Origin of the sequence: Paracoccus sp. TRP, assembly GCF_000185925.1 — a bacterium.
Lineage (GTDB): Bacteria > Pseudomonadota > Alphaproteobacteria > Rhodobacterales > Rhodobacteraceae > Paracoccus > Paracoccus kondratievae.
In genome coordinates, this window is record NZ_AEPN01000037.1 from 1 (window position 1) to 25,074 (window position 25,074).

Consider the following 25,074-nt stretch of genomic DNA (forward strand, 5'->3'; position numbering starts at 1 on the left):
ATCAGCGACTTACTTGGAGAATGTGGGCTGACACCTTGGGCGCAAAGCTGAACCCCCACCCGTTTGACAAGAGTGATTTGCCGGCGCGGTCGTAACCGGAGCGTCAGCATATCGCTAAACTGCCAACCGCCCACGAGAAGGCCTGCGGAACAACTTCCGCTCACCTGATCGCAGGAAAGGAGAGGCAATGTCTGACGATGTTTCGGTTTACCGAAGAAAATTTCTCAAAGGTGCGCTTGGCGCGATCCCCCTGACCGCATTCGTGTCCACGCCGTTCGACGCGCTTCAGGCGCGCGCGAACGAGACAGCGGAATATACCGTTTTCTACACGAAAATCACGGCCATCCGCCCCTGTCGCATAAAGCTCTTTCCGCCGGCTACTGTATTCTTTGACAAAATAGGGCATCGCATCAAGGTTCCAGTCCTTCACCTCGATAACGCCGATCCCCACATTCGGCTCAAGCAGTACGAAATCAGGCTTCAGCCCGTTGAAATACGGCTGAAGATAAATTTCCCACTCTGGAGGCAACTTGTCATCCAGCATGTCAAGCACGCGCAGCTCGCCAGCCGTCAAAGGTTGGCGTAGGTGGGGGTGCTGATCGCGAGGCGGTTCGATAATGCGCATGGCTGCTCTCTTAAGGACGTAGTTCGTCCGAAATATGGTGAGAAATATCGATGCAATACGCGGCGGCGCCACTCAAGCAGCGGCGACAAGGGCACCGTTTGCGCAAGCTAGCCGTCCAGAAGAGCTATTCAGTCGCGCTGGTCGACTCAGAATGGCCGCCATCTCGGCCGCAATAAGCGCAGCACCTTCAAAGAAGTCGCTCAAGCTAGCAGTGGCACTAAACTCTAGAAACTGCCTTCCCTTTGCATCCTCATCCAACCAAAGATCCACCTGCGGACCCGCCAGGTTTTCGACACTGACTGCCATAGCCTCGATAAGGCGCGCAGGATCCGGAAAGACGGGTCTCCCCCAACCATCCCACGCCGTTGCTGTTTTCAAGGCGCCACCCGTCTGGCCATAGGTTAGGCGCAACAGCGTGTATCTGCCTACTTCGATGCGCCATTGGCGCTTCGCATGGTGAAACTTGGTCGATTCAAGAATGAGAACGTGCTGGGTCATTAGGAAATCTCCACGCCAGAGGATCTTAGTGATATTTGAACGAGGGGCGGCGACGGCTGCTGACAAGACGGCGGTCGCTGGCATGGTAGCAGGTCACCACCTCGCCCTCATCGCTCACCACCGCTTGCAGCCGCGCAAGACTGCGCAATGTTCCCTCAGAAGCGCCTTCTGCTGCCAACCTGCTTAGGTCCGCTCTGGACAGTTGAACATAGGAGCAGCCTTGGCCCGCATTGTAGGTTCTGCCATGTTCCAGCAGAATGCGCATCGCTTCTGCAGAGACTCCGCGCTGCGCGAGCCGGCAGATGGCGTGCCGGCTGTAGCGATAGGCTGATTGCACCTGCATCACGCAGCCTCCTTGTCAAAGGTCCGCTTGCTGGCCTGCCGAAGCCGCTCCAGCTCCTCTAGACGCGCGACCTGACGCGCCTGCGCTTCTGCGGCCGGATCCGGTTTGCCAAGGAGGCCAAAGTAATGAGGGGAACAACCCTTCTTCAGCACACGCTCTGCATTGAAGGGATCGGCGTAGGCAGCATCGCGCTCCTCGGCAGAAAGGCCTTCTGCAATATGCCCCTCCGGCTCGAAGTAGCGCGCGGCCAAGAACTGATACTCTGCGTCCAGCTCAGGGTTGTCGGCCGCATAGGCTGCTTGCCAGGCGGACAGTTTCCCCAAACTTTCTTGACGCAGCTCTGCTAGCTTTGCGTCTCGCGCACTCTCTTGGCGCAGAACCTCCTCTTCGACGGCCCGCATGCCGAAACGCTCTAGGGTCTCGCGAGCCGGCAGGCGGAGCCGACCGGTCGTAAAGTCAGAAACCCTCTCCGCATCGTCTTCTGCAAGAAGCGACAGGATTTCAGGGTCGACGTTGAAGCCGACGGCCTTCAATGGCGTTCCGGCATCGGGTTCGTGCATGGATGTCGCATCCACGATCCCCTTGAGGTCTTGACACAACCGCCGCAGCGCAACCGCGAAAAGGTTGCGAGGTGTAGCGTCTTCAGATTCTGCCGCGATGCCAAAGCACTTACGCTGGCCAGCGGCGCGCTGATCAAGGTTAAATCCTGCCGCTTCTTCAGCATTACCACCGATGTGCACATACAGACCGGCCTTCTTTGCAGCCCGCCAAGCATCCAGATCCTGCTCCGGGACCCGGATGGCATGACCGGCCAGGATGGAGAAGAGAACGGGGGCAATCTCGATAATGTCGCGCTGCGTCACTGCGTACCGTAACCCCATCACCTCAAAGGCATTGTACGATGCAACCGAAACAGAGGCATGGATGGCCACCCTCCCATCGGGCACGTCAACGAAATTCTTGTAGAACGCGACCGGCTCACAGCTCAAAAGCTCTGCGATGATGCGGAGATCTCGATCCTTCGGGCCGTTCCCGCCACTCATCCACCGGCTGACAGTCCGCGCATCCTTGCCTGTCGCTTCCTTGATGTCCTTCTGTGTGACACCGCGAGCTTTCATCAAAGCTCTGAGCTTTTCCCGATCCAACGCCATTCTGATACACCTCCGTAGCTGTCCTCACGGTGCCCGACATTTTTTGATATTGTTAGATGTCATATTTTGGCGGGATTTCGGCCATTGCTCGCCGGTAAGTTCCGAATGGAAGAAACTTCGCACAGAACGTAAGACAGAAAATGTCATGAAGGCTCGTCGAATATGCTTCAGCAGGATACTGATTCGAGCAATCGCATCCACGGGCGGCCACGACTGAGCCGCGGGCCGAGTTGATCGACCAGCATTTTGCTATCAGGGGGCTGAAGTCTGACGGTCGGAGAGGCAGGTCAGCGAGTTTGGCAGCCCCAACTGACAACTGGAAGAAGGCTGGGATTGCAGAAATGGGTCTTCACGCCAACGACCAGCAGGTTTGTCCGCATCGACACCATCAGTGGCCGCGGCCATGCTCTGCGATAGAATGAACGGCCGCTTCGGAACCTTGCAGCATCGATGATAGTAGAGTGTCCGCTAATGGCCGAAGACGTTCCCCTCCTGTGCACTTTGAGACGAACGCTCCAGCGTTGTGCTGTACACAGCGGCACTGTCCTGCGTGAAGTGAAGTTTGCCGGCGCCAAGCTTAGTCGCTGAAATCTCCTTGCTATCGGTAGTGTTGTTTTGTATCGCCGCACCATTATAGCAGGAGTCGGCGTCATGAAGCACCGTGTCCGGACCGCGGCGGCAGCCGCGGCAATCACCGTATCAAGCCTTGTCGGGTCGGTCGAGCCGGCGCAGGCCTATCAGGTCGACTGCGCCATCTTGCTTTGCCTAGCAGGTGGCTGGCCGGCGTCGGCGCCTTGTGCCCATGCCCGCGCGGTCTTCATCCGTCGGATCACGCCTTGGCCGATCGAACCTCCCTTGCAGATCTGGCGTTGCCCGATGGGGGCGTCGTTCAACGCCCCTGCCCCGCTCTCGCCGATGGAACGGCTTTACGACATCGCCTTCCAGGAGGCGCCTCAGGTCAGCACCCCGAGAGATCCCCTGCCCCTTGTCCGAGTCCAGTCAGACGAGCGCGCTGACATCGACATCTCGGGTGATGCCTTCGACTTCGTCCGCAGCATCCGCGTGTTTCACATCCAGTTCAGCCAGCGCCGGAACCGAGACGGCGACTGCATCACCTCTGACTCTACGCGCCTCGGCTCCTACGGGGTCCAAGGCGACTATCACTGGACCCGGTCCAGCTTCGCCCAGGTGCCGCCCGCCTCCGATCTGCCCAACACCGGACAGTGCAACTGGGTGAGTTACCGCTCGGTCTTCGTCGATTGGCGCGATCATGAAGGCAACTACGGCTTCGAAGAGGTCTGCTACTGAACCCGGCCGGGCCTCCATCGGGCAGGCCCGCCTCCGACACACCTTGCACCGGAGACTGTGCACCGAACCCGAAAAGGGAAACGACGCCAGACCGAAAAGCCTGACGCCGTGCTAGAAGAACCCGTGAACAAGGATCTTCTAGCGCACTGTCCGAACCTCTGCAACCGGCAAAGTTGTTTTGCTGGCAAGAATGTTGTTTGCTCTCGGCATGGGGTCGTCTCTCCAGGAGACACCGACCATGGAAACCACAACCGGCCTGATCCTTCGACGGATCACACAGACAGCGCTGTCCGTATCCGCCCACAAGCTGGCAACAGTCATCCTCGACGCCCTCGCGTGGAAGGAGGGCTACAACGGGCTGTCGCGTGGGACGGCGGCCTTCACCCTCACGGATCTCGCATCCAAGATGAGCATCTCGCGCCAGTACCTGACCGAACTTCTGGCGGAACTCGAGGCGTCCGACTTGGAGTTGAGGCGAGAGAAGCCAAACGGCAAGTTCGCACCCTGGTTCTTTCGTTTTGCGGCCTTTGACGCAGACGGGGATGATCAGGATGTTGAGTCAGGCACAGGCGACACATCACTATCTAGAGATAAAGATAACAAAACTGTATTCTCAGGACAGATCACTATTGTCGCTGGCTCGAACGTCTTCCAAACCTGTTGGGCGGAGCTGATCAAAGCTGCGAAGACGGCCCTGCCCTGCTGGAACGTCGACACGCAGGTGATCTGGGACCGCTTCCTGGCCTTCAACCTGGCGCGAGGGAACGACAAGGTTCCGGCCGGGTTCCTGCTCGGTTTCATGCGCCGGTGGCGAACCTCACCCGAAACGGTGAGCCGAAAAGAGCCAGCGGCCACGCCGGAACGGGCACCTGATCCACGGCAGCGGGAGTTGCACGACCAGATCAAGGCTGCGCCAAGTGGCAACCGGCAGTTTCACGCTTCAGACCTGTGTCGGCTCATCGGGCAAGCGGCTTACGAAGCTCGTGTTCTCGATGTTGTCCGGCAGTTCGGCTGCCCAAGGTTTACCGCGACGCTCGCCGTTCATGGCAGGGCCGTGATGGCAGGCGAGATCGGGCGATGACGGTGGAGCGATCCAGTCGTGGTGCAGTATTGCTGAACGCTTAGGCGGGGGAAACCGGCATCCGTGATCGGCAACGAACATCGGCAAAAGCTTGGACTTCATTCCGTAAAGCGCTAATAGGTATGAGTACTTCTCTATACACAAGATCGGCAAAGAATGATCGAGACACCCGGCAGGATCGAACCTTGCTTCTTTGAAGAGCACATACCGGCCAGCCTGGCGGACCTGTCGGTCGAGATTCAGCGTGAAGCGGCAGGGCTGGGACAAGGTCTGCACTCGGACAGCGCGGCCGAACTGGCTGACCTGGTCAGGGTGATGAATTGCTACTACTCGAACCTGATCGAGGGGCACAACACGCGCCCTCGGGACATCGAGCGCGCCCTCGCCGGGGCCGAATTGGAAGCCGAAACGCGGCCCCTCGCACTCGAAGCCCGCGCCCATGTCATCGTCCAGCGTTCGATCGACAAGATGCATCGGGAAGGCTCGCTGCCCCGGCCTACCTCCGTCGCTTTCCTCACATGGGTTCACAAGACCTTCTACGAGGAAATGCCTGACGAGTTCCGGCGCATCGAACATCCGGATGGTACGATCGAGCCGATCATTCCGGGGCGCATGCGGCAAGAGGGCGACAGCGAAGTCGCTGTCGGTCGCCATCTGCCGCCCTCCTCGGGTCGGGTCGCAGCCTTTATGGATCACTTCGACAAGCGGTTTCAGATTGCAGCCCGCTCGGCAAGCGGGCGGATCATCGCCATCGCCTCGGCGCACCACCGGCTTAACTACGTCCACCCGTTTCCCGATGGGAACGGGCGGGTCAGCCGGCTGATGTCGCATGCGATGGCGCTTGAGGCCGGAATCGGAGGTCAGGGGCTTTGGTCTGTCTCGCGCGGATTGGCACGTGGGCTGGCGGACCGGGGCGAATACAAGCGCATGATGGACATGGCCGATACCCCCCGTCGCGGCGATCGCGACGGGAGGGGCAATCTGTCTGAGGCAGCCCTGAAGACCTATTGCGAATGGTTCCTGAAGGTGACGCTGGATCAGATCACCTTCTCGGCGAAACTCTTTGACCTTGGTGGTCTGGAGAAACGCTACCGGCGGTTGGTCGAAGACACGATCGACGATAAGCGTGCGCCCGACCTCATCTCGGCGGTCCTTCGCTATGGCACGCTGGAGCGCGGCGAGGCGCCGATCGTGCTCAAGACGTCCGAGCGCACGGCGCGCAACACGCTGAGCAAGCTGACCTCAGCCGGCTACCTGTCATCCGCCTCGCCGAAGACGCCCGTGCGACTGGCATTCCCTCTCGACTACCGGGAGCGCCTTTTCCCGAACTTGTTCGCAGACGGGGACATCCCCGAGTAGCGACGCGGCTGACTAGAAAGTCATGCAGCAGGCCACTGGGGTCTTCAGGTCGTCGCTTTCCACATCCTGAACCGCCCCTGTCCTGTCACCTCACGGATCAGCCTCCGCGCCTCCATCCATGCAAGGTTGCGCTGGACGGCGGCGCGGCTAGCGCCAGTCAGGGCCTCGGCCATCGGCGCAGAGACGAGTGGCCACTCGGTCAGCACCGCGCACAAGGCCGGGGGCGTCCTGCCCGAGAGCGATGCCAGCTCGGCCACTGCTCGCGCCGACCATGCCTCGGTATCGTCAAGCTGCCGCATCGCGGTCAGGCAGGCGGTCTCCATCCCGTCGATCCAGCATGCCAGACGGACGGTCGGTGGCCCCCCAGCGCGCAACCCTCCTGCCCCTCCCATCGCCAGTGGCGCAAAGATTGCGCCGCTCCCGTCACCGGCGGCGATCCGGGCGGCTGTCACTGCCGCTTCCATCCTGTCTCCGTGCTGCCCGAGACCGGCCAAGCTCCAAAGGTGGAAGCCCATGCAGGCGCGGCTGATTGGGTGGAGATCGGCAGCTTGCGCCATCAAATCCAGCCAACCGCCCGCGCGGTCCGTGAAGGGCTCGACCTGATGCTCCATGTTCTCGGGGTCACGGCGATCCAGGAAGGCGGCCAAGTCAATCTCTGGCCTCGGTCCGCCCGTCAACCGCCGCACCGCCCAACCAACGCGTGCGAGGGCCGCTGTGTCGTCCTGGACACCGCACAGGCGCATCGAGATCCACAGTGCCAACCGATCTGGCGCAACCCTGTCGCCTGCGAACCAACTCAGGTCGGCTGCCTCGATCAGGGCCAGCCTGTGGCGCCACCCCACTGGTCCGCGCTTGAGCCGTTCATCCAGCGCGCCAAGCCGACCTGCGACGCGGGCGAGGCGCGCGGCATGGCCCGCCTCTGCCCTGCGCCAGTCATCGAGAACCACGGTCTCGTGCTGCTCCGCTCTTGGCCCTGGCGGCAGATCGTCGGGCTCGTCGACGATCGGACCGGGCAGGAACCACAGATCGTCTTCCGATCTCTCTTCGGCCTCTTCTCTTCCGGAAAGAGGGTCGACAAAACTATTCATCGAAACAGATGCTTGAGACTTCATATGTGCAAAATACGTATTTTTTGCGCATTACCCAAGGGTTTTCTCAGGGTGCCGCTGCACTTCTTATATAGAACGCGCGCGCGACTGCCTGCGATATCTGTCTGGTCGCGCACAGCCTCAGCAAACCAAGGGCATTTTCGCTGACCTCGGCCATAGAGAGCGCCCTTGCCTCCGTTTACAAACGGTCGTTTACTCCTGACATCCGCAATTGCAAAAAGGCCCCCTGCCCCGTGCCACTCATCGGATACTCGCGTATTTCCACCGAAGATCAAACCGCCCTGCCCCAAGTTCAGGAGTTGCGCTCCGCAGGCTGCGTGGAAATTGTCGAAGAGCAAGCCTCGGGCGGCAGTCGCTCCCGGCCAGTTCTGGCGCGTGTGCTGGATCAACTGCGCATTGGCGATACACTTGTCGTGGTTCGGATCGACCGCCTTGCCCGCTCGCTTTCTCACCTCTTGGAAATCATCGAGCGGTTGGAGGCGAAAGGCGCGCATTTCCGGTCCTTGCAGGATCCGATCGACACGGCGTCGCCGCAGGGCAAGTTTACCCTGCAGGTCCTGGGCGCAGCCGCCGAGTTTGAACGGGCACTGATACGCGAGCGCACCAAGGCCGGGCTGCGATCTGCGAAGGCAGAAGGGCGGGTTGGCGGCAACCCAGGGCTAAAGGCGGGCGATCCCGTGGCAATCCGCAAGACAAGGGCCGCGCGAGTGGAAAGCCATTTCCATAAGCTGAACGCCAATGCCGACCAATGGATGCCGGAGGTGCGTCGTCTGAGACCGGGCCTGCCTTGGGAAGACGTGCTGCGCATCGTCAATTCAGGCCTGCCGCGCGAGGTGCAGCCTTGGTCCCTGCCCCGCCTGATCCGTGCTGCCAAAACTTTCGTCCGCGAAGGCCTGCTGCCGGAAACCATCCTTTCCCGCGCCACCTCATCCGACAAGGATGATCGCCTACCCGCCATCGTCGCGGGCATCAAAGGCGCAGATCCCGAGATGCCTCTTCAAGCTATCTGCGACCGGCTGGAGACCATGCGCGAACGGACACCTAGGGGCCGCAGCAAGTGGGAGCCGTCATCGGTCAAGATGATCTTGGAGCGGGCGAAGAAGTTGGGGCTGTTGTAGTAGGTAACGCTTTTCGGTGCCCATGAGGCCAAAAGGCATTCAACCGACGGGCTTAGACGAAGAATCGCTTGCGATGCTCAAGCGAACACGATTGCCGTGGTCAGGTCTGCTACAGCGTTACTGAGCCTGGCCAGAGATTTTCCAAGCATCACGCGTGGGTTCAAGGGCGTCGGGTCCTGTGGATAAGTCTCGCGACACTTTCTGTAATCTTTACAACCTCCTACAACCAATCTTTAACAGGTCACTTTAGCCCCTTCGCATCATATGGTGCCATGGTCGGCAGAAAGCACAAGATCACTACACAAGATTTGCCTTGAGTTTCTTCCCGACGGGCGTCATATCTGTAACGCGAAAACTAAGAAAACGACGTCCACTGCGTTCCTGCTGGCACCGATTGACTGCAGATCACGGGTAACGCTGAAGAGATGTCTCGAGACAGGCGAATGATGATGCACCAAGTGTTGCATGACAAGCTAAAGGCAGACGCAGAGCGGCTTTCTGAAGCCCTTGAGCATATGTCGAAGCTTTTTCTCGCACCGAAGGAAGAAAAGACACTCCGCGCCTTCACAAGCGCAGAGGTCGGAGAGTTGTTGCGGGTGAGCGACGGCTATCTGCGCAAGGCGCATTTCGACGGCAGAATTCCAGAAGTCGAACAGGGACCGGGTAACAAGCGCCTTTATTCCGCCGAGAACATTCTCCAGATCCGCAACATTCTGGCTCAGAATGCAAAAGATCCGTTTCAGTTCCTTCCCGGACGGCGACAAGGTGACAAGCTTCAGATCTGGTCAACCGTCAACTTCAAGGGCGGATCCAGCAAAACTACGACCACCGTGACTCTCGGGATGAGGCTCGCCCTGCGTGGATACCGTGTGTGTTTGGTCGATGCAGACCCTCAGGCCTCACTGACGACCTTCTTTGGATACCAGCCAGAGATCGACTTCCGTCACGGCGGAACGCTGTATGATGCAATTCGCTACAACGATGGCGAAACGTCCCGGGTGCCTATCGTGGACGTTTTGCGCAAGACCTACTTCCCGAACCTGGATCTAGTTCCCGGCGGGATCATGCTCTCGGAATTCGAAACCGAAACTCCAACCGCGCTGAGCCGTGGCGAACAACCCGTCTTCTTCAATCGCATCCGCGACTCGCTACGACAGGTTGAAGACGATTATGACATCGTTTTAATCGACTGCCCGCCTCAGCTTGGCTATCTGACGATGGCGGCGGTCTGTGCATCGACGTCGCTTCTCATGACCATCATCCCTGAGCGTGTCGATCTGGCCTCGGCCAGCCAGTTCCTGACGATGGCGTCGGGCGTGTTGGAAGTCCTGTACTCGAACGGTGGCATCGGCGCGTATGACAATTTCGCCTACCTCCTGACGCGCTTCGACACCGCTATCAGCACGCAGCAGGACTTGTCTGAATGGCTCAGGCAATTGCTAGGCGACAGTGTGATCAAGACGCCCTTCGTGAAGTCTTCGGCGGTTAGCGAGGCCGGCCTTTCGCAGAAGACAATCTTCGAAGTGGACCTCGCTACGACCAAGAACCGAAAGACTTATGAGCGAGCCCTAGAGTCGGTGATGAGCTTTTCAAATGACATTGAAAAGATGATCCAGTCAGCATGGGGTCGAGGGGGCACAAATGAAGCGTGATCTTCTTGCCAAGAGCCTAGCACAAATGGGCTCAAAGCCTTTGGTTGCTGCCGAGGCCGGGTCGAAGGTGGACGAAAGCTCGCCTCGTTCCCTGAAGAGCATGTCAGACGTCCTTTCTCAGGTCTCGGCACAAGCGGCCCAGGACGTGGATGTCAATGAGATCGGCGATTCTGAAATCGCGGATCGTTTTGACGTATCCGAAGGGCTTGATGATCTGATCGAGTCCATCAGGACATCAGGACAACAGCTCCCTGCACTGCTCCGCTATCGCCGTGGCCCTGGCCCTCGCTATGAGGTGGTTTACGGACGCCGCAGAATTGCCGCGTGCCGCGTGCTTGGGATCAAGGTCAAGGCTTATGTCAAGGAGATGGACCACCGTGAGGCGCTTGTCTCACAGGCCCTGGAAAACTCTGCGCGCCTAGAACGCAGCTTCATCGAACAAGCCATTTTCGCCACCAAACTAGAGGACCAGGGCTTCACCCGGGCCGAGATCGGCGATGTGCTAGCTGTCGACAAGGGAACGCTAAGCAAACTGATTGGCGTTGCCCGAGACGTGCCCGACGCAGTGATCTACAAAATTGGCGCCGCGCATGAAGCAGGCCGTCGCCCATGGCTGGAACTGCGTCGTCTGGTCAAAACCGAAAACGCCCCTTCAGACAGTTCTGTCCTTTTGCTTGTTCCTGAAGAAGGCACTGCGGCAGAGAAGCTCAGCGCTGTCATCGATGCGCTGCAGAAGGTTGCGGATGCACAGCAGAACGCAGCGGAGTCTGCCGCCAAGGGCCCCTCCCCTGCCCCGCTCAACAAGATGCCCGCAACTTCGGTGGCTTTCAGGTCCAAAGGCCAACGTCTTTTGATCGAGGTTTCCGACAAAAAGGAGCGCGGGTTCATCAACTTCGTGGAGACGCAGCTTGAGCGCCTCTACCAGGAGTGGAAAGAAAATCATGACGCCGAAACGGTTAAGTGATTGATCTTTATAGGGTTGGCCATGGTCAACCCTAATCAAACAGGCAAGAAACAATCAAAAAGGAGGCAGACGTAGCGCAAAAAGAAACCCCCCGAAGGCGGTGAAGCACTCCAGAGGGTCCCGATTTACTCGCAATCTATTGGTACCCAAAAAATCGAATCACTGCAACACCGATTTCGGTGACCGGTATCCTTTTGCTGTCTGAAAACAGATGGAACAAGAAGCAGTCACGACCATCGAGGTCGAGGCACAGTTGAGTTGTGCGCCTTCAATCTTCGATTCTTTCGCCGGTATTGGCACGATCGAACAGCAGCCAAACTTTGCACCTGTAACGCGGCGCGCGCTCATGGCGGCCGTCAACACCACAAGTCGCGCACTCGGCCTGCGACCGTCTTCAGTCGTTGTGCTTGACGCACTCTTGAGCTGCCTTCCCTGCAACGATCCGAAAACCGGGAATGACAGCCCAATCACGCCACTCACCCTGCTGACCGTGTTCGCTTGCAACGACACTTTATGTTTTCGCGCGAAAGGCATAACGGACAGGCAACTTCGGCGGCACCTTGAGAAGCTTGAAGCTGCGAAGCTGATCCAACGGCGTGACAGCTCCAACGGCAAACGATTCCCAATTATGCGCAACGGTAAAGTCATCGGCGCGTTTGGCATCGACCTGTCGCCCCTGCTCATACGGTCTGGCGAAATCCTTGCACTGTCTCAGAAACATCGTCAGGAAGCCGACGAACTTCGAGGCATGAAAGCCTACATCCAAAAACTGCGCGGTGAATGCCTCTCCCTTTGCCTGCAAGGCGAGGCCTTAGAGTTCGTCGAAGCTGCCCGCAACGTTATGCGTCGAACCGGAGTAACTGTACTTCAGGCAAGCAGCGTAATCAGCAGACTTAAATGCATCCTGCAGAGTAAGGTAGTCACTCCAAGCGTACCGCATTTGGAAGAGTTGGCCACGGCCAACGATCCGGAACACGAACAACGCCAAGAACAAGCACCGTCTTCTAACTCGAAGAAAACGACCGCCTCAGACGGACAAAATGTCCGGCACAAAGAGACTCAAAAATCATATACAAAAAAAACCTTACCGCGCTCGATGAAAGAGCTGTGGGCTTGCTTGACCGAAATCCCGGCCTTTTATCCAGACCACCCCACCACAGAACACGGCCTCCTACAGCTGCTATTTGAATTTGGAAGGATGCTGAGAATAGACAGCGCTCTGTTGGGTAGGGCGGTGACTTTGCTTGGCCTGGCAGAAGCCATTCAGGTGGCAGATCAAATGGCCTGCAAGATCGACCAGGTCAAAAGCCCTGATAGCTACCTATCGAGGATCCTAGCCGGTTGCACCAAGCCAAGAGTTGGCCATGGCCAACTTTGCGTTGGCACATAGATTACCAACCTAAAACGCGCCGCCCTGCGGGTCAGGCGCGCTGTCGTTGCCACCTATGTCCAGTAGGAAAGTGAGAGAATGGTTGGTTTGAGGGTGACGGGAAGTGAGATCGGGAGAGTGGCTCCCGGCGCCCGTCGTGGAGAAGACCTGATGGCCCAAGCTGCCCAGAAGATCACCCTGTCGTCCTCTAGGGACATCCCCTTTGACAAGCTGGTGCTGAGCCAGTCCAACGTCCGACGTATCAAGGCCGGTGTGTCGGTTGAAGAGTTGGCCGAGGACATCGCCCGCCGTGGCTTGTTGCAAGGCCTGAGCGTGCGGCCTGTGTTGGATGCCGATGGCATCGAGACCGGAAAGTTTGAGATCCCTGCTGGCGGTCGACGCTTTCAAGCGCTGTCGTTGCTGGTGAAGCAGAAGCGTTTGGCGAAGACCGCACCTGTGCCTTGTGTGTTGCGCGATGTGACATCAGATGTTCTGGCCGAGGACGACTCCTTGGCTGAGAACATGCAGCGGGTTGCCTTGCACCCGCTCGATCAGTTCCGCGCCTTTGTTGCTTTGCGCGACAAGGGTCAGGGCGAAGAGGCAATCGCGGCGGCCTTCTTCGTGACCCCACAGATCGTGAAGCAGCGGCTGAGACTTGCGTCCGTGGCCCCTGCCCTTCTGGACGTCTATGCCGAGGATGGCATGACGCTGGAACAGCTGATGGCCTTCACTGTGAACCCGGATCCCGGGCGTCAAGTTCAGGTCTGGGATGCGGTGAAGAACTCGTGGAACAAGGAGCCCTATTCGATCCGGCGCATGTTGACTGAGACCTCTGTGCGGGCCTCGGATCGGCGTGCGGTGTTTGTCGGTGTTGATGTCTATGAGGCGGCGGGTGGCGTTGTCCTGCGCGATCTCTTCCAAGGCGATGATGGTGGCTGGTTGGAGGACCCTGCCCTGCTCGACCGTTTGGTCACGGACAAGCTGCAAGCCGGGGCGCAGGCAATTGCTGCTGAAGGTTGGAAGTGGATCGAGGTGTCAACCGACCTGCCCTACGGCTACAGCCACGGTCTGCGGCGTCTTGTTGGCGATCCTTCGCCACTCAGCGCGGATGAAGCTGCAGACCACGCCAGGCTGCTTGCGGAGTATCGCGCACTGGAAGAGGAATATTCTGGTCAGGACGAATACCCCGAAGAGATCGACACCCGGCTTGGTGAGTTGGAAGCTACCATGGAAGCCTTCGAGCAGCGTCCGCTGATCTTTGATGCGGCAGAGGTTGTCCGCGCCGGGGTCTTCGTAACGCTGGATCGAGATGGCAACCTGGCTGTCTATCGCGGATATGTCCGGCCGGAGGATGAGCCTCGCGAAGAAACCGTGGCCAACTTCGGCGATGAGCTGAGTGCGGAAGGGCAGGGGGCCGATGGCAGTGTCTCCGCCTATCAGCTTCCAGTTGGCGCATCTGCGGCCACCGTCATCACTTTCGGCAGCCAGCCGTTCAGCGCCGGTCTTCCCGACGACGAGGATGATGGCGCATTGAAGCCTTTGCCGGAGCGTCTGGTCATGGAGCTGACTGCACATCGCACCCTTGCATTGCGCGAGGCGATTGGGCGTTCGCCCGACGTGGCCTTGACGCTGCTGCTCATGAAGCTCGTCAATGACACCTTCCGCAGTTCCGGGGCTTCGGGCAGTTGCTTGGAGGCTTCTGTGCGCACCGTCTACATGTCGGCTCAAGCGCCTGATCTGAAGGACAGTCCGGTGGCCAAGGCCGTGGACGATCGTCATTCTGCCTGGGAGGCCGATCTGCCGCTTGGCGACGATGCCGTGCTTTGGGACTATCTCTCAGCCCTCGATCAGGCCAGCCGATTGTCACTGCTGGCGCATTGCCTGAGCTTCGGGATCAACGCGCTGCATGAGAAGGTGAACCCTTACGGTGCCGGCATCTCGGCCAGCGGGTTGAACCGCCGTATGGCGCAGTCGGAGATTGTGGCTGAAGCCGTCGATCTCGACATGGTCGCGGCAGGCTGGGAGCCGACGGCAGACAACTATCTGAATCGGGTTCCCAAGGCGCGTATTCTTGAGGCCGTGCGTGAGGCGATGGGGGAGGGCACCGCACAGCTGCTCGACCACCTGAAGAAAGGTGAGATGGCGACGGAAGCCGAGCGCTTGCTCAAGGGCAGCCGTTGGTTGCCGGAGGTTCTTCGGCGCAGTGATCTTGCCGGTTTGGACGATGATGGCGCTGCAGAAGGGCAGGGGGCTTTGAGCGAAGAAGTCTTGGGCGATCAGGACAACGTCGAGGAAATCGACTTGCCCGCCTTCCTGATGGCAGATTTGCCGATGGAAAGCGCCGCGATGATGGCTGCGGAGTGATCTGAGCCCCCGAGGGCGGGGAAACCCGCCCTCAACCACCATAAAACACAACAATATCAATATGATGAGTGCGAATCCTCGCATTCAGGATGAGGAATCATGTCCGCAAACACAATAATCGACCAAGCGCCCTTGGGCGCGCTCATACGTTACACCGACGGCAGCCCCAAACCGCCTGCACGCTTCACCAAGAAGTTGGCAGCCTGGGAAAGATCCAACGGTGTTGGCCGTCTGGTGAAGAAGGAACCGCCGCGGCCTTATCCGACCTGGACGGCTCCGGCGTCCTTCACGCTGCATGAGGGCAACTTTTCCTCGAACGGGGTCATCCTCGTGACAATCATGCGCAGCCACTCGGCGGACAGCCATCTCAGCTTTGAACTGGTCGAGGAGCCCAAGGTGGGGCAGGTCCGCGTACTCTTGGATTTCGGGGGCAGCACCGAGCTGTTGCATTTGGCTGTATCGGTCCATGCGGCAGAGCTTTGGATTGCCAAGGAGGGCTATCGCAACGCGCGGTTCGAGATCGTCGGAGCTGAGGACGACGATGGGGCAGGGGAGGCGGGTATCGCCGCCTGAGCCTTCTCAGTGACCAAGGGGGCCCGCCGCACGCGGGCCTCTCATCCAGCACCAACCTGTCCCGCGCATCTGCGCGGGGCACCAAAGGCTTCATCCCCAGTAAGGCCTCGGTCAACCAAAAGCATGACTGCAAGGCAGGCTGGGTGAGCATCAGCGGGACAATTCGGCTCCTTGTGTCAAAGAACCATCCCCCGCTTGCCAGTCCCTTCCTTGGCCCAAATCCAGTCTTCGAGATCAAGCCACAAGGGCTCGGACTACGGGGCAAGCCCGTGCCGCCGGCCGGATTCGGGGCAAGCCCGAACGCACCCGGTGATGTCAGACCGTCTTTGGGCCTGCGGGTTCCTGTCAGCGCGGGGGATGGTCCCTCGCCTCCCGGCAGGAGCCAAAACAAATGTCCCGCAAAGATGCACACGCCTTCGCCGCCAGCCTCGCAGCCACGCTCATGGTCTCCATCGTGGTCTTTCAGGCAGGGGATGGAACCTATGGTGCCGTCCCCGCCGATGAAATCGATGGGGACGAGGTTTTGGTCGTGGCTGAGCACGACCCGTGGGCGTAATGCCCACGGTCTTTAAGAAGGCCCGGGCACGGCGCGAACGCGCCTCCGGGCCTTTCGCCTGTCTGCCATTCCGGCCGCACGGCAAAACGCGCGGACGATGGTCAGCACCCCTGCATAAAAACAAAAAGGAGTTTAGGCATGTCCATGACCTGTTTCCCCTACGGCTTCCCCACGGGCTATGCCCCCTCACCGAGGGGCAGCTCGCGGATATGGCCGCGTTGCACCAATGCTGAGCCCGGCAGCTACGGCCATGAATGTGGTGAACAGGCGGGCTTTATCGGTTCAAGGGCGGATGGGGGCCAGTCTTGTTTCTGTTCCGCCTGCAAGGCGCAAGGGTCTGAGGCGCGGCGGTATTCCGATTGGCAGGCATTGCCGACGATGGCTCAGGGGGATAGCGCCGCCGAGGCAACTGCTGTGCGCGCCTTCGTCGTGACTCTTCCTGGCGATGCTGGTTCAGATTGGACAGTCCGCACCTGGGCAAGCACAGCAGAACAGGCCGCCCGGCAGATTTGCGATTGGCAGGGTATTCCGACGCATTTTGTACGTGCTGTCCGGCCAGACGCATGATCCGGACGTCTGCCCCTGAAACCCAGGTCAGGTTCAGCCGATTGCCAAATCCTCAGGCGTTTTGCCTGCATCCAGGGCTGCCACAAACCAAAGCGGTTTACGCCCACGACCAGACCAGGTGAGGCTCGGGTTTTCTGGATGGCGGTATTTCGCGATGACGGGCGCACGGGTGGGTTTCACCTCGGTGCCGATCAGGTCGGCCAGGGAATAGCCCATCTCTTTGGCGATCGCGTCCAGCTTTGCGCGGGCTTCGGCTTTGTGGCGGTCCTCATAAGTGGAAATCGCCTTGGCGAGGTCCTTGTGCAATTGACGCAGTTCTTTCAGCGACAGTGCCTTGAGATTAAAATCAGCCATGCTTGCCTCGTATCCGGAATGATCCATCCCGGATAGCCGCCAAGTCATCGCATCGCAACTGCCTTCGGGCAAAGGCTGCGTGGAAGGGCAGGGGGGTTGGGTGATCTACCGCAGGGCTGCAGTGCGGTTCGAAGGCTTCAGTCCTGTTGCAATGGCAACGAAGGTCTTCGTTCTGCAAGGGGCCCAGGTCGCTCCCATCCCCGGCGCCATCCCTTCGACTGACAATCCCCTAAGCCTGTTCGGCCTCTTGCGCGCAACCCCGCGTCATTCCGGGCCGTGTTGGCTAGCGTTTCTCTGGAAACGCTGCACCTGCCCGCTCCACCCCAGACCTCTGGGGGTTTCCGTCTGGTCTGATGGCCCAGCCGTGCACGCCTCACCCGACAGGCTTCTTTCGGGTCTTGTCGAAGGGACGGTCCCAGGGACAGGAAACACAGGAGCTCAACATGCAAAACATCGTCATCCTCGCCGGCAACATCGGTCAGAAGCCCGAAGTGCGCGCCACTCAGAGCGGCACCAAGATTACCAACTTCACCCTGGCCACCTCGCGCCCCCGCTTGTCCGAAGGCCGAGTGCTGCGTGACGAGAACGGCTACCGGGTCATGGACACCGAATGGCACCGCATCACCTGCTTCAACGGTCTCGGCAAGACGGTCGCCGAGCACTGCGAAAAAGGCATGAAGGTCCTCGTCCACGGTCGCATCCACTACACGAAGTGGACCGACGCAACCGGCACCGATCGCTACGGCTGCGAGATCATCGCCGAGAAGGTCGACTTCCTGAGCCGCCCGAAGTCGGCCGAGAACGAAAACCCCGAATTGGTCGACCGCGACGACGAGATCCCGTTCTGAAAAGAACGGGGTCTCCCCCTCGGGCCCGGCGGGGAAACCCGCTGGGTCTGTTAAACTTCAGCCTTACGTCTTCATCGCCGCCAGCTTCTTGTCGATCCTACCGATGTGGTGGTCCCAGTCATCTGCCCAGCCCTCGGCTTTCGCTTGCTTGCAGAGCGCCCTCGCCAAGGTCCAGTTGCCGCGCTTCTCTTCGATGATGCGAAGCTGCCGGTAGCCCGCGTGGGCAGGGATGAAGCCCCAGTTCTTGTCCTCGCGGAAGAACCGGGCGACATTAGCCCCGAGGCCGATCTGGCGCTGGAAACTCGTCACTGCCTCGTCCAAGGCGAATGGATCGTGATCCCGCCACCGGTAATAGAACCCACCCCTGACCGCAAAGTAGAAGTGCAGGTCAAGAACCGGGACGTTCTCGTTCACCAGCGTGTCCGCCCGATCTAGCAGCTTGTACCCCAGATGGCGCAGGTGCTCCTTCTTCAGGTATTCCGCCAGCGTGCCGAGGCTGTTGGGGTTGGTCGACCGCGCAAGGCTTTCCGCAGTGCCTCCGCCGAGTGGCGCGAAGACCCCTTCGATGGTCGCGCGTTCCTCCTGCGTGAAGGCGTCAGTCCACCAGTCACCGCCCGGGTTCGGTTCGGCTTTTCGACGGAAAAATGGCAGCATCCTGTTTCCCTTTCCCACCACCGTGGGTAGCATCGCATCATGCAAATACCTGACGACATCACACCCATCCTGCGCGAGATCGACCAGTCGCTCAAGGAGAAGGCAATACCGCCACACTCGCGCCCCATCATGGCGGTGATCGAGTTCGGAAATAGGTTCCGCATCAGTCTTCCGATTGCGAAGCTCCCTCCCGGTGCACCTGAAGAACTGGCCGCCACCAGCGTATACACCGACCGCATCCACCGCTGGTACGAAGAGGTCTACGGCGACCTGATCAAGACCGATTTCTCTGAGAAGGCCAAGGTCGCGGTCCTCGCGGATGAGGACATCTGGGAGATGAGAATTCCGTTGATCTACGGGATGGCGGTTATTGGGGTGAAGCGCGAGTTGCCGAAGGAGACTGGCAAAAGGATCGGGACGAAGGTTCTGGACATCAACGCTTGCGCCTCCCTTACCGGCATCACGGAGGCCCGCCTTCAGCATTTCTCGGATGATGACCTGAACGAGGTCTATGGGCTTTTCGTGGTGGGCCTCGACGTTCGCAAGGCATTCGACCGTTTCCGCAAGGCTGACCCTATGTTCGCTGCCGCCGAGGATGACTGGGCTGCCGCCGTTGCGAACATGACCAGTCAGTCACCGAACTGGGGACACGCGAGATGGGCATCTCTTCAGATGACCGAGAAGTTCATGAAGGGCCTGATCACGCTGGTCGGGGACGTCCCGGTCAAACGGGTTCACGACCTGATGGAGTTGCACGACGCACTTGCCTTCTCTGCCCCCGGCATGAACCTCAAGCACCTCCTTGCGGACATCCAATGCGGCGCTGGTGTCCGCTATAACGACCCGAAGACGCCATCCACGCGCCAGCAGGCCTACGCCGCGCACAAGGCCAGCGTGCTCGTCGTACGTGTCTTGGGCGACGTCCAGTACAGCCAAAACCGATGACCCCCCGCAGGCCTCGGACACTGCCGCTTTGCTCTAATTCGCCATTGTGAACCCAAGAGTTAGAGGAGTGCCGGTTTTCCGGTGACGGGTTGAGGGCTGGGAGAGTGGCTCCCGGCGCCTGTCACGGGAGATAGCCGATGGGTGTTGTGGAAGTTCTGGATTCGGTCGCACCGACGCGGACTGGTGGCTGGAAAGTGGATGTGAGCCGGGGTGAGCGGAATGGGCGGGTTTCGTCCGAATGGTTCAACCGGCCCGATGACGAGCGGTATCTGTCGCTCGATGATCTCTGGGCCAATGTGAAGGCTCGGTCGGAACGCAGCCGCAGCCGGGTGGTGCAGACGGCGGATATCCGGGTCGAGGCCGCGCGCGACACCCCCGAGCGGTTGCACCTGATGCTGCCGAAAGCGCATGAACCGGTGGCACCGACGCACTGGGCCTTCGGCCAGCTTGCCAGCATCGTCGGCGCACCGGTCTCCTACCTGCGGCAGCTGCCCGCGCCGCTGGCGGGGATCAACCTGCAATATGGCCTGACCAACCACCGCGCAGAGCAGGTGAAGACCTTCGAGACGGAAGACGGCCGCACCGAACTGCGCGCTGTGACCGGGCCGGACTACGGCCGCATCCATGACCATGAGCTGGTCGAGGCGGTTCAGCGCATCGCGGGCAATGGCACGGGCGACACGCGCTGGAAGGTGCCGGGCGTGCTTGACTGGTCGACTGGGGTCTACAACCCCGATGTCGAAATCAGCCGCGACACGACCACGCTCTATGCTTCGGACCGCGATGTCTTCCTGTTCCTGGTCGATGATCACAACCCGATTGAGGCGGGCCGCCTGCCGGACGGCTCCCCCGATCTCTATTTCCGGGGTTTCTACTGCTGGAACTCCGAGGTGGGCGCGAAAACCCTCGGCATGGCGAGCTTTTATCTGCGGGCCGTGTGCCAGAACCGCAATCTCTGGGGCGTCGAGGATTTTCAGGAGATCAAGATCCGCCACTCGAAATACGCGGCCTCGCGCTTCGCGCATGAGGCCGCGCCCGCGCTGACGCGGTTCGCCAATTCCTCGCCGCAGGGCTTCGTGAACGGCATCAAGGCGGCGCGGCAGCTGATCGTGGCGCGGACGGACGAGGACCGGGATGACTTCCTGCGCAAGCGCGGCTTCTCTAGGCCCGAGTCTGCCAAGATCATCGAGAAGGTGCTGATGGAAGAGGGCCGCCCGCCCGAGAGCATCTTCGACTTCGTGCAGGGCATCACGCGGCTTGCGCGCGACAAGACCCAGCAGGATGCCCGCCTCGACATGGAAGGGCGGGCCAAGAAGCTTCTCGATCGGGTCGGCTGACGGGGACCCCAACCTAGCGACCACCCGCACGCGTGGCGGGCGGTCTTCCTTCCCTTCTATTCGCTCGCCTCTGGCCTTGCCCCTGAAGGGGCAGGTGCTTGCAGCGTGCGCAATTCAGCGAGACCCCCATGACCCCCCAAGAAGAAACCGTTATTCTCGAAGCCCGGGACATCCTCGGCCGCTACCTGAGTCAAAACCCAGTCATCGGCAGTTGGCAGGCGCTGATGGACTATTGCGCCCTGACCGTCCGCGGTCCGATAGAGCGCTTCCACGTCCTCTATCTCGATCGCAAAAACCGCATCATCGCCGATGAGCTTCTCTCGACCGGCACGGTTGACCATGTCCCGGTCTATCCGCGCGAGGTGATCAAGCGGGCGCTGATGCTGAACGCCAGCGCCCTGATCCTGATCCACAACCACCCATCAGGTGATCCGGCGCCCTCGGAGGCCGATCTCGGCATGACCAAGGAGATCCAGAAGGGGTGCAAGTATCTCGGGCTGAGGCTGCACGACCACATCATCGTGGGGGCAGGGTCCGAGGTGAGCCTGCGGGCCTTGGGCAAGATCTGACGCTTGCTATGACCAAATCCTGCCGCCCCTTCGAGGAAGAGGGCGGCGGTTTGGGCTTTGACGGTTTGAGGTGGGGAGAATGGCTTCCCGCGCCGTCGGAGATCCCGACATGTTTGACCATTCATTTCCGGCACCGACTGCAGCACTCCCGAACCAGCTGCCGCCAATGTTTGTCAACGCCGCTGCAGATACCAGCTTGGCCTTTGCCCTGACCACGCCCGACCACAGCCTGGTGGCTGCGATGTCTGGCACCGCGCGACCTCTGGTGCTCGACCGCTTCGCGTCACTCGCCGAGGCCATGCGAGGTGCTATCGTCTTTGTCGATCAGTTTGCCTTCGATGCGCGGCCGCCAATGCTGGCCATCCTTGATCGTGATGACCGTCTGGTTTTGGCCGGCGCCGCAACCGACGGCGCAGTGGCGTGGTGCCATCCGGTGATCAGCGCCGCGGAGGCCCGGGCTGTGGTGACTGAAGCCAGCCAGTTGCGGGCGCAGGCAAGCCGCGCCGCCGACTGGAAAGAGCATGGTCTTTCGCAAAGGCTGCGGCAGCGTGCCGACCTTCTGGAGGCGCGGCTGGTTGATCCGCTTTGGCGCGCCTTTGCTACCCGTGCGCTGCAGGTCGCCGCATGACGCCGCAGAGCGAGAGGAGGGAAGGGGGGTCTTACGAGCTGTGCGGGGCGAGAGAAATCGCGCCCGCTGGCTTTGCCCCTTTCCCCCATTTCCGGAGATATCCATGACGCACGTTGAACCCACCCTTGCGGCCCCGATGCCGCCGTCCAGCATCGACTTCGCGCAGGTCTTTGCCGAACAGGCCGAACGCAGTGCACGCATCGATGAGCGGCCCCCCGCCAACCGGGACCGATTGTTCGAAGGCTTGAGCGCCGCCGGGATCACCCATGTCACCGTGACCTTCGACGGCGAAGGGGACAGCGGCCAGATTGAAAGCATTGGCGCATGGGCGGGCGACAAGGCTGTTGACTTTCCCGCTGTGGAAATCCCCTACGCCGCGCTGACCTGGGACAATCCTGAGGTCGAGATGCGCCAGCTGTCGCTCGAGGATGTTGTCGAGCAGCTGGCCTATGACTTTCTCGCCGATGCCCACGGCGGTTGGGAAAACAACGACGGCGCCTATGGCGAATTCTGCTTCGACGCTTCCGCGCGCAGCATCCACCTCGAGTTCAACGAACGGTTCACGTCGTCTGAACTCTTCACCCATGAATTTTGAGGGGGCAGCAATGGCCCATCCATATCACCACGCCCTGTCTTCGGTGAAGAAATGGGGCGGTACCGTTGATGATTACCAGGCCATCCACGCTTGGTTTGATAGCTCAAAAGCCCACTGTGCAGACTTTCGTCACCGCGCGATGTTTCATCATTCGGCTGGGATCTGGCTCTCGGAGGCAATCTTTGGCCCGACGATCACGCTCTCCACCGGCCGGATCATTCCGACCCGTTGGGTCGGAGAGCAGCATGTGCGGGAGGACCTCGGGTTCATCCCTAGTTTCACGGACTGGTTGAAACCTATTCGGCCTGAACCGTGGATGGGCCGCGCCGAGAGGATCGAAACCCTCGTCGATCCGCATCTGGCTCCGCCTGTCGTGGAGGTCCGCTGAAATGTGCCGGGCCTATCAAGACCTGTGCGTGCCGCCGGAGGCGGCGAACCTGATGGTTCTGCGCGTGGCGATCCGGCGCCTGCACCCCGACACGCTCGCCGTCCGCAGCTGGCGCGCGGCGCGCAAGCGATATTACCGCGATCTCCTCACCGCCCATCAGGCGGCTCAGGACCAGCCGAGCGTGCAGCCGGACTGACGCCCGCTTCAACTACCAAATCGAAATTTCCATCTCGCTCGGCCACGGAGGCCGGGCGTCCTCGCATCTGGAGGGCCCAATGGCCGATTATTTTGCCCACTTCTCCTGTCTGCTCGACGTCGGCACGCCCGAAAGGGCCGCGCGCGCGATCGGCTTTTTCGCCGCCCTTCGCGACGACGATGATAAGTCGGAGGAACCGCAGTTCCACGGCTTTGACTTGTCGCTTCAGGACGGCCAGAAGAGCGGCGTTTTATGGATCCACGACGACGAAAGCGGCGACGTCGAGGCCGTGACCGCGTTCATCCTGCGCTTGGCGGAAGAGCTCGATCTGTCTGGCCTCTGGGGCTTCGAGCATTCCAACACATGTTCTCGTCCGCGCCTGGACGCCTTTGGCGGTGGCGCACATCTGATCGACCTCGGAGCGCGAAAGGTCATCGGCTGGGTGAATACCCAGACATGGCTGGCCGAAGTGTTGAACGGGGAGGAACTCGAAGCCTTCTGTAATGGGGCCAGTGCAGTCAATGGGTAATATTCAACAAAAGGCCCCCTCGAGGCTGAGCGCTTCGAGGGCATGGCTAGGCGGAACGGATAAGTCCTGGCGGTCACCCCCTCTGGCGCTTTCGATACCGTTCCATCGATTGTGATCCTACACCGGTTCGCGCTTCTGTCCGTGGTCGACGCAGTGGTCGCCAACTTGATGCTGGTTCAAAGCGGTCTCCGCGCGCCTATCTGAGATACGTGCTCGGAGCAGAAGCTTCGGCTACAAGGCATCGGGCGGCGTCGTCGGAAACCGCGTCCTGGTGAGGACCTCGATGGTCGGTTTTCAGGTCGGCCAGTTCGTTGTTTTCAGTCGCGGCAACTTGGCTGGCTTTAAGCCATCCTGGCAGCCTGGAATTCGGTGTTGTCGACCCACATGCGATGCAGAATCACACCCATCCTGCGGGCCAGAGCGACCGCGGCCCGCTTAACGCCACGCCGACGAACAACCCGCTCCGCCCATGCGCGCAACCAAGTCGGCTTTTTCGAGCGATGGATCACCACGGTGGCAGCTTGATACAGTGCGGTCCGCATATCCAGATCGCCAGCTTTGGTGACACCGCCGATGATATCCGTCTCTCCGGATTGGTAGCGACGAGGTGTCAATCCAATTGATGGGCCAACATCTTTCGACCGCCGAAACCTGCCGGGGTCATCGATGGTTGAGCGGACGGTCAATGCGACGACCGGACCAATTCCGGGCATCGTCATCATCAAGCGACAAACTGGATCCTCGCGGGTGATGTCTCGTGCCAGGCGTTCAAGGCGCACAAGCTCGCTGCGCAACGCAGCTCGAGCCCTGAGCATCGGTTCGATTGAAAGCTGGATGAGCTTGTTGCCATCGGTCAATTCGCGAACACGGTCTTCAAAGCTGACTTTGCCAATCCGACCAAGTCGAAGTCCGAAATTGCGCAGCATGCCCCGAATAGACATCTCGATGTTGATAGCGGCGTCTTGCACGGATCGGCGTGCACCGAGAAGCACCCTAAGCTCCTGCGCGGAAAGCGACTTGCAATGGACTGGCCGGAACCAACCCATCTGCAGCAAGCGGGCCAGGCCAGCAGCATCGCGGCGATCGGTCTTTACCGGCGCAGCTTTCAAGGCGGCTTTTACTTGCCGGGTCTCCATCAGCACCACCGGCAGTCCAAGGTCGGTCAAAGATTTATGAAGCCACTGGGACAAGGGTCCGGCTTCGATACCGATCGCTTCTACCACTCCCGGCATATTCCTGATGCAGGCGTTCAATGCCCCGGGGTCACTCGCGACTTTCGTTTCCTTCACAAGCTTGCCGTGTTCGTCCACGGCGCAAACCGCAGAACTTTCGAGAGATACGTCAATGCCAACGAAAACACCCATAGATCACTCCCCTCTTGATCCCAATGACAG

The 25,074-nt window shown here is 60.1% G+C and carries 27 protein-coding genes; 19 read left to right on the forward strand and 8 right to left on the reverse strand.

The features are described from left to right. Positions 1-160: 160 nt before the first annotated feature. From PARACOCCUSGL_RS0115825 to PARACOCCUSGL_RS0115840, 4 genes are all read right to left on the reverse strand, one after another. Entirely contained in the window at positions 161-625 is a 465-nt protein-coding gene (locus tag PARACOCCUSGL_RS0115825; protein WP_010398635.1) for an NERD domain-containing protein, read from the reverse strand. A 72-nt stretch (positions 626-697) separates the two neighbouring features. Next, positions 698-1,123 carry a hypothetical protein gene (locus PARACOCCUSGL_RS0115830; protein ID WP_010398637.1) on the reverse strand — a complete coding sequence of 142 codons (426 nt, stop codon included), beginning with the start codon at positions 1,121-1,123 and terminating at the stop codon, positions 698-700. Between the two features lie 25 nt (positions 1,124-1,148). Further along, the gene (locus PARACOCCUSGL_RS0115835) at positions 1,149-1,466 is read right to left on the reverse strand and encodes a DUF4258 domain-containing protein (protein WP_010398640.1); all 318 of its coding nucleotides are present in this window, start codon (positions 1,464-1,466) and stop codon (positions 1,149-1,151) included. After that, complete coding sequence (locus tag PARACOCCUSGL_RS0115840) at positions 1,466-2,617, reverse strand: helix-turn-helix transcriptional regulator (protein ID WP_010398641.1); 1,152 nt, start codon at positions 2,615-2,617, stop codon at positions 1,466-1,468. The genes PARACOCCUSGL_RS0115835 and PARACOCCUSGL_RS0115840 overlap by 1 nt, the downstream gene beginning before the upstream one ends. Positions 2,618-3,268: 651 nt before the next feature. Here PARACOCCUSGL_RS0115840 and PARACOCCUSGL_RS0115845 point away from each other — a divergent pair. The 3 genes from PARACOCCUSGL_RS0115845 to PARACOCCUSGL_RS0115855 all read left to right on the forward strand — a co-directional run bounded on the left by PARACOCCUSGL_RS0115845 (position 3,269) and on the right by PARACOCCUSGL_RS0115855 (position 6,365). Then, complete coding sequence (locus PARACOCCUSGL_RS0115845) at positions 3,269-3,925, forward strand: hypothetical protein (protein ID WP_010398642.1); 657 nt, start codon at positions 3,269-3,271, stop codon at positions 3,923-3,925. Positions 3,926-4,163: 238 nt separating this feature from the next. Further along, positions 4,164-5,006 (forward strand): hypothetical protein, encoded by an 843-nt coding sequence (locus PARACOCCUSGL_RS0115850; RefSeq protein WP_010398644.1) that lies wholly within the window; start codon positions 4,164-4,166, stop codon positions 5,004-5,006. A 156-nt stretch (positions 5,007-5,162) separates the two neighbouring features. Next, positions 5,163-6,365 (forward strand): Fic family protein, encoded by a 1,203-nt coding sequence (locus tag PARACOCCUSGL_RS0115855; RefSeq protein WP_010398645.1) that lies wholly within the window; start codon positions 5,163-5,165, stop codon positions 6,363-6,365. 44 nt (positions 6,366-6,409) lie between these two features. On the opposite strand, the gene PARACOCCUSGL_RS0115860 is transcribed toward PARACOCCUSGL_RS0115855, so the two are convergent. Next, a complete protein-coding gene (locus tag PARACOCCUSGL_RS0115860; RefSeq protein ID WP_369750425.1) occupies positions 6,410-7,477 on the reverse strand; it encodes a hypothetical protein in 1,068 nt (355 codons plus the stop codon). 230 nt (positions 7,478-7,707) lie between these two features. Between PARACOCCUSGL_RS0115860 and PARACOCCUSGL_RS0115865 the strand changes: the two genes are divergently transcribed. From PARACOCCUSGL_RS0115865 to PARACOCCUSGL_RS22205, 7 genes are all read left to right on the forward strand, one after another. Beyond that, positions 7,708-8,592, forward strand: a complete 885-nt coding sequence (locus PARACOCCUSGL_RS0115865; RefSeq protein ID WP_029372457.1) for a recombinase family protein — start codon at positions 7,708-7,710, stop codon at positions 8,590-8,592. Between the two features lie 449 nt (positions 8,593-9,041). Continuing rightward, complete coding sequence (gene repA / locus PARACOCCUSGL_RS0115870; RefSeq protein ID WP_232209676.1) at positions 9,042-10,244, forward strand: plasmid partitioning protein RepA; 1,203 nt, start codon at positions 9,042-9,044, stop codon at positions 10,242-10,244. Then, the gene (gene repB, locus PARACOCCUSGL_RS0115875) at positions 10,234-11,208 is read left to right on the forward strand and encodes a plasmid partitioning protein RepB (RefSeq protein ID WP_029372472.1); all 975 of its coding nucleotides are present in this window, start codon (positions 10,234-10,236) and stop codon (positions 11,206-11,208) included. The genes repA and repB overlap by 11 nt, the downstream gene beginning before the upstream one ends. A 211-nt stretch (positions 11,209-11,419) precedes the next feature. Then, on the forward strand, positions 11,420-12,598 hold the full coding sequence (locus PARACOCCUSGL_RS20740) for a helix-turn-helix domain-containing protein (protein ID WP_050804210.1): 1,179 nt from the start codon (positions 11,420-11,422) through the stop codon (positions 12,596-12,598). 150 nt (positions 12,599-12,748) lie between these two features. After that, entirely contained in the window at positions 12,749-14,941 is a 2,193-nt protein-coding gene (locus PARACOCCUSGL_RS0115895; protein ID WP_010398657.1) for a ParB/RepB/Spo0J family partition protein, read from the forward strand. A 99-nt stretch (positions 14,942-15,040) separates the two neighbouring features. Then, positions 15,041-15,514 (forward strand): hypothetical protein, encoded by a 474-nt coding sequence (locus PARACOCCUSGL_RS0115900; protein WP_010398661.1) that lies wholly within the window; start codon positions 15,041-15,043, stop codon positions 15,512-15,514. A 391-nt stretch (positions 15,515-15,905) separates the two neighbouring features. Continuing rightward, positions 15,906-16,070: a hypothetical protein gene (locus tag PARACOCCUSGL_RS22205; RefSeq protein WP_010398665.1), complete on the forward strand. Its 165-nt coding sequence runs from the start codon at positions 15,906-15,908 to the stop codon at positions 16,068-16,070. Between the two features lie 600 nt (positions 16,071-16,670). Here the strand turns inward: PARACOCCUSGL_RS22205 and PARACOCCUSGL_RS0115910 are convergent. After that, positions 16,671-16,991: an H-NS family nucleoid-associated regulatory protein gene (locus tag PARACOCCUSGL_RS0115910; RefSeq protein WP_010398667.1), complete on the reverse strand. Its 321-nt coding sequence runs from the start codon at positions 16,989-16,991 to the stop codon at positions 16,671-16,673. A gap of 443 nt (positions 16,992-17,434) precedes the next feature. On the opposite strand from PARACOCCUSGL_RS0115910, the gene PARACOCCUSGL_RS0115915 reads away from it, so the two are divergent. Then, entirely contained in the window at positions 17,435-17,839 is a 405-nt protein-coding gene (locus PARACOCCUSGL_RS0115915) for a single-stranded DNA-binding protein (RefSeq protein ID WP_010398669.1), read from the forward strand. 63 nt (positions 17,840-17,902) lie between these two features. On the opposite strand, the gene PARACOCCUSGL_RS0115920 is transcribed toward PARACOCCUSGL_RS0115915, so the two are convergent. After that, entirely contained in the window at positions 17,903-18,493 is a 591-nt protein-coding gene (locus PARACOCCUSGL_RS0115920; protein WP_010398670.1) for a hypothetical protein, read from the reverse strand. A gap of 39 nt (positions 18,494-18,532) precedes the next feature. Here PARACOCCUSGL_RS0115920 and PARACOCCUSGL_RS0115925 point away from each other — a divergent pair, with 39 nt between their 5' ends. The 8 genes from PARACOCCUSGL_RS0115925 to PARACOCCUSGL_RS0115960 all read left to right on the forward strand — a co-directional run bounded on the left by PARACOCCUSGL_RS0115925 (position 18,533) and on the right by PARACOCCUSGL_RS0115960 (position 23,680). After that, positions 18,533-19,438 carry a hypothetical protein gene (locus PARACOCCUSGL_RS0115925; RefSeq protein WP_010398672.1) on the forward strand — a complete coding sequence of 302 codons (906 nt, stop codon included), beginning with the start codon at positions 18,533-18,535 and terminating at the stop codon, positions 19,436-19,438. A gap of 137 nt (positions 19,439-19,575) precedes the next feature. After that, the gene (locus tag PARACOCCUSGL_RS0115930; protein WP_029372475.1) at positions 19,576-20,775 is read left to right on the forward strand and encodes a hypothetical protein; all 1,200 of its coding nucleotides are present in this window, start codon (positions 19,576-19,578) and stop codon (positions 20,773-20,775) included. A gap of 128 nt (positions 20,776-20,903) precedes the next feature. After that, the gene (locus tag PARACOCCUSGL_RS0115935; RefSeq protein WP_029372476.1) at positions 20,904-21,344 is read left to right on the forward strand and encodes a RadC family protein; all 441 of its coding nucleotides are present in this window, start codon (positions 20,904-20,906) and stop codon (positions 21,342-21,344) included. A 109-nt stretch (positions 21,345-21,453) separates the two neighbouring features. Further along, positions 21,454-21,972 (forward strand): hypothetical protein, encoded by a 519-nt coding sequence (locus PARACOCCUSGL_RS0115940; RefSeq protein WP_010398680.1) that lies wholly within the window; start codon positions 21,454-21,456, stop codon positions 21,970-21,972. Between the two features lie 103 nt (positions 21,973-22,075). Further along, positions 22,076-22,567 (forward strand): DUF6878 family protein, encoded by a 492-nt coding sequence (locus PARACOCCUSGL_RS0115945; RefSeq protein WP_010398682.1) that lies wholly within the window; start codon positions 22,076-22,078, stop codon positions 22,565-22,567. A gap of 10 nt (positions 22,568-22,577) precedes the next feature. Then, positions 22,578-22,955, forward strand: coding sequence for a hypothetical protein (locus tag PARACOCCUSGL_RS0115950; RefSeq protein WP_010398685.1), 378 nt, complete (start codon positions 22,578-22,580; stop codon positions 22,953-22,955). Position 22,956: 1 nt separating this feature from the next. Next, complete coding sequence (locus PARACOCCUSGL_RS0115955) at positions 22,957-23,151, forward strand: hypothetical protein (protein ID WP_010398687.1); 195 nt, start codon at positions 22,957-22,959, stop codon at positions 23,149-23,151. 79 nt (positions 23,152-23,230) lie between these two features. After that, positions 23,231-23,680, forward strand: a complete 450-nt coding sequence (locus PARACOCCUSGL_RS0115960) for a hypothetical protein (protein ID WP_010398688.1) — start codon at positions 23,231-23,233, stop codon at positions 23,678-23,680. Positions 23,681-24,021: 341 nt separating this feature from the next. On the opposite strand, the gene PARACOCCUSGL_RS0115965 is transcribed toward PARACOCCUSGL_RS0115960, so the two are convergent. Then, the gene (locus PARACOCCUSGL_RS0115965; RefSeq protein ID WP_010398690.1) at positions 24,022-25,044 is read right to left on the reverse strand and encodes an IS110 family transposase; all 1,023 of its coding nucleotides are present in this window, start codon (positions 25,042-25,044) and stop codon (positions 24,022-24,024) included. Positions 25,045-25,074: the final 30 nt, after the last annotated feature.

Coding starts and splice junctions, on each gene's coding strand:
- PARACOCCUSGL_RS0115825 (WP_010398635.1), bottom strand. CDS start 625: ATGCGCATTATCGAACCGCCTCGCGATCAGCACCCCCACCTACGCCAA.
- PARACOCCUSGL_RS0115830 (WP_010398637.1), bottom strand. CDS start 1,123: ATGACCCAGCACGTTCTCATTCTTGAATCGACCAAGTTTCACCATGCG.
- PARACOCCUSGL_RS0115835 (WP_010398640.1), bottom strand. CDS start 1,466: ATGCAGGTGCAATCAGCCTATCGCTACAGCCGGCACGCCATCTGCCGG.
- PARACOCCUSGL_RS0115840 (WP_010398641.1), bottom strand. CDS start 2,617: ATGGCGTTGGATCGGGAAAAGCTCAGAGCTTTGATGAAAGCTCGCGGT.
- PARACOCCUSGL_RS0115845 (WP_010398642.1), top strand. CDS start 3,269: ATGAAGCACCGTGTCCGGACCGCGGCGGCAGCCGCGGCAATCACCGTA.
- PARACOCCUSGL_RS0115850 (WP_010398644.1), top strand. CDS start 4,164: ATGGAAACCACAACCGGCCTGATCCTTCGACGGATCACACAGACAGCG.
- PARACOCCUSGL_RS0115855 (WP_010398645.1), top strand. CDS start 5,163: ATGATCGAGACACCCGGCAGGATCGAACCTTGCTTCTTTGAAGAGCAC.
- PARACOCCUSGL_RS0115860 (WP_369750425.1), bottom strand. CDS start 7,477: ATGAAGTCTCAAGCATCTGTTTCGATGAATAGTTTTGTCGACCCTCTT.
- repA (WP_232209676.1), top strand. CDS start 9,042: ATGCACCAAGTGTTGCATGACAAGCTAAAGGCAGACGCAGAGCGGCTT.
- repB (WP_029372472.1), top strand. CDS start 10,234: ATGAAGCGTGATCTTCTTGCCAAGAGCCTAGCACAAATGGGCTCAAAG.
- PARACOCCUSGL_RS20740 (WP_050804210.1), top strand. CDS start 11,420: ATGGAACAAGAAGCAGTCACGACCATCGAGGTCGAGGCACAGTTGAGT.
- PARACOCCUSGL_RS0115895 (WP_010398657.1), top strand. CDS start 12,749: ATGGCCCAAGCTGCCCAGAAGATCACCCTGTCGTCCTCTAGGGACATC.
- PARACOCCUSGL_RS0115900 (WP_010398661.1), top strand. CDS start 15,041: ATGTCCGCAAACACAATAATCGACCAAGCGCCCTTGGGCGCGCTCATA.
- PARACOCCUSGL_RS22205 (WP_010398665.1), top strand. CDS start 15,906: ATGTCCCGCAAAGATGCACACGCCTTCGCCGCCAGCCTCGCAGCCACG.
- PARACOCCUSGL_RS0115910 (WP_010398667.1), bottom strand. CDS start 16,991: ATGGCTGATTTTAATCTCAAGGCACTGTCGCTGAAAGAACTGCGTCAA.
- PARACOCCUSGL_RS0115915 (WP_010398669.1), top strand. CDS start 17,435: ATGCAAAACATCGTCATCCTCGCCGGCAACATCGGTCAGAAGCCCGAA.
- PARACOCCUSGL_RS0115920 (WP_010398670.1), bottom strand. CDS start 18,493: ATGCTGCCATTTTTCCGTCGAAAAGCCGAACCGAACCCGGGCGGTGAC.
- PARACOCCUSGL_RS0115925 (WP_010398672.1), top strand. CDS start 18,533: ATGCAAATACCTGACGACATCACACCCATCCTGCGCGAGATCGACCAG.
- PARACOCCUSGL_RS0115930 (WP_029372475.1), top strand. CDS start 19,576: ATGGGTGTTGTGGAAGTTCTGGATTCGGTCGCACCGACGCGGACTGGT.
- PARACOCCUSGL_RS0115935 (WP_029372476.1), top strand. CDS start 20,904: ATGACCCCCCAAGAAGAAACCGTTATTCTCGAAGCCCGGGACATCCTC.
- PARACOCCUSGL_RS0115940 (WP_010398680.1), top strand. CDS start 21,454: ATGTTTGACCATTCATTTCCGGCACCGACTGCAGCACTCCCGAACCAG.
- PARACOCCUSGL_RS0115945 (WP_010398682.1), top strand. CDS start 22,076: ATGACGCACGTTGAACCCACCCTTGCGGCCCCGATGCCGCCGTCCAGC.
- PARACOCCUSGL_RS0115950 (WP_010398685.1), top strand. CDS start 22,578: ATGGCCCATCCATATCACCACGCCCTGTCTTCGGTGAAGAAATGGGGC.
- PARACOCCUSGL_RS0115955 (WP_010398687.1), top strand. CDS start 22,957: ATGTGCCGGGCCTATCAAGACCTGTGCGTGCCGCCGGAGGCGGCGAAC.
- PARACOCCUSGL_RS0115960 (WP_010398688.1), top strand. CDS start 23,231: ATGGCCGATTATTTTGCCCACTTCTCCTGTCTGCTCGACGTCGGCACG.
- PARACOCCUSGL_RS0115965 (WP_010398690.1), bottom strand. CDS start 25,044: ATGGGTGTTTTCGTTGGCATTGACGTATCTCTCGAAAGTTCTGCGGTT.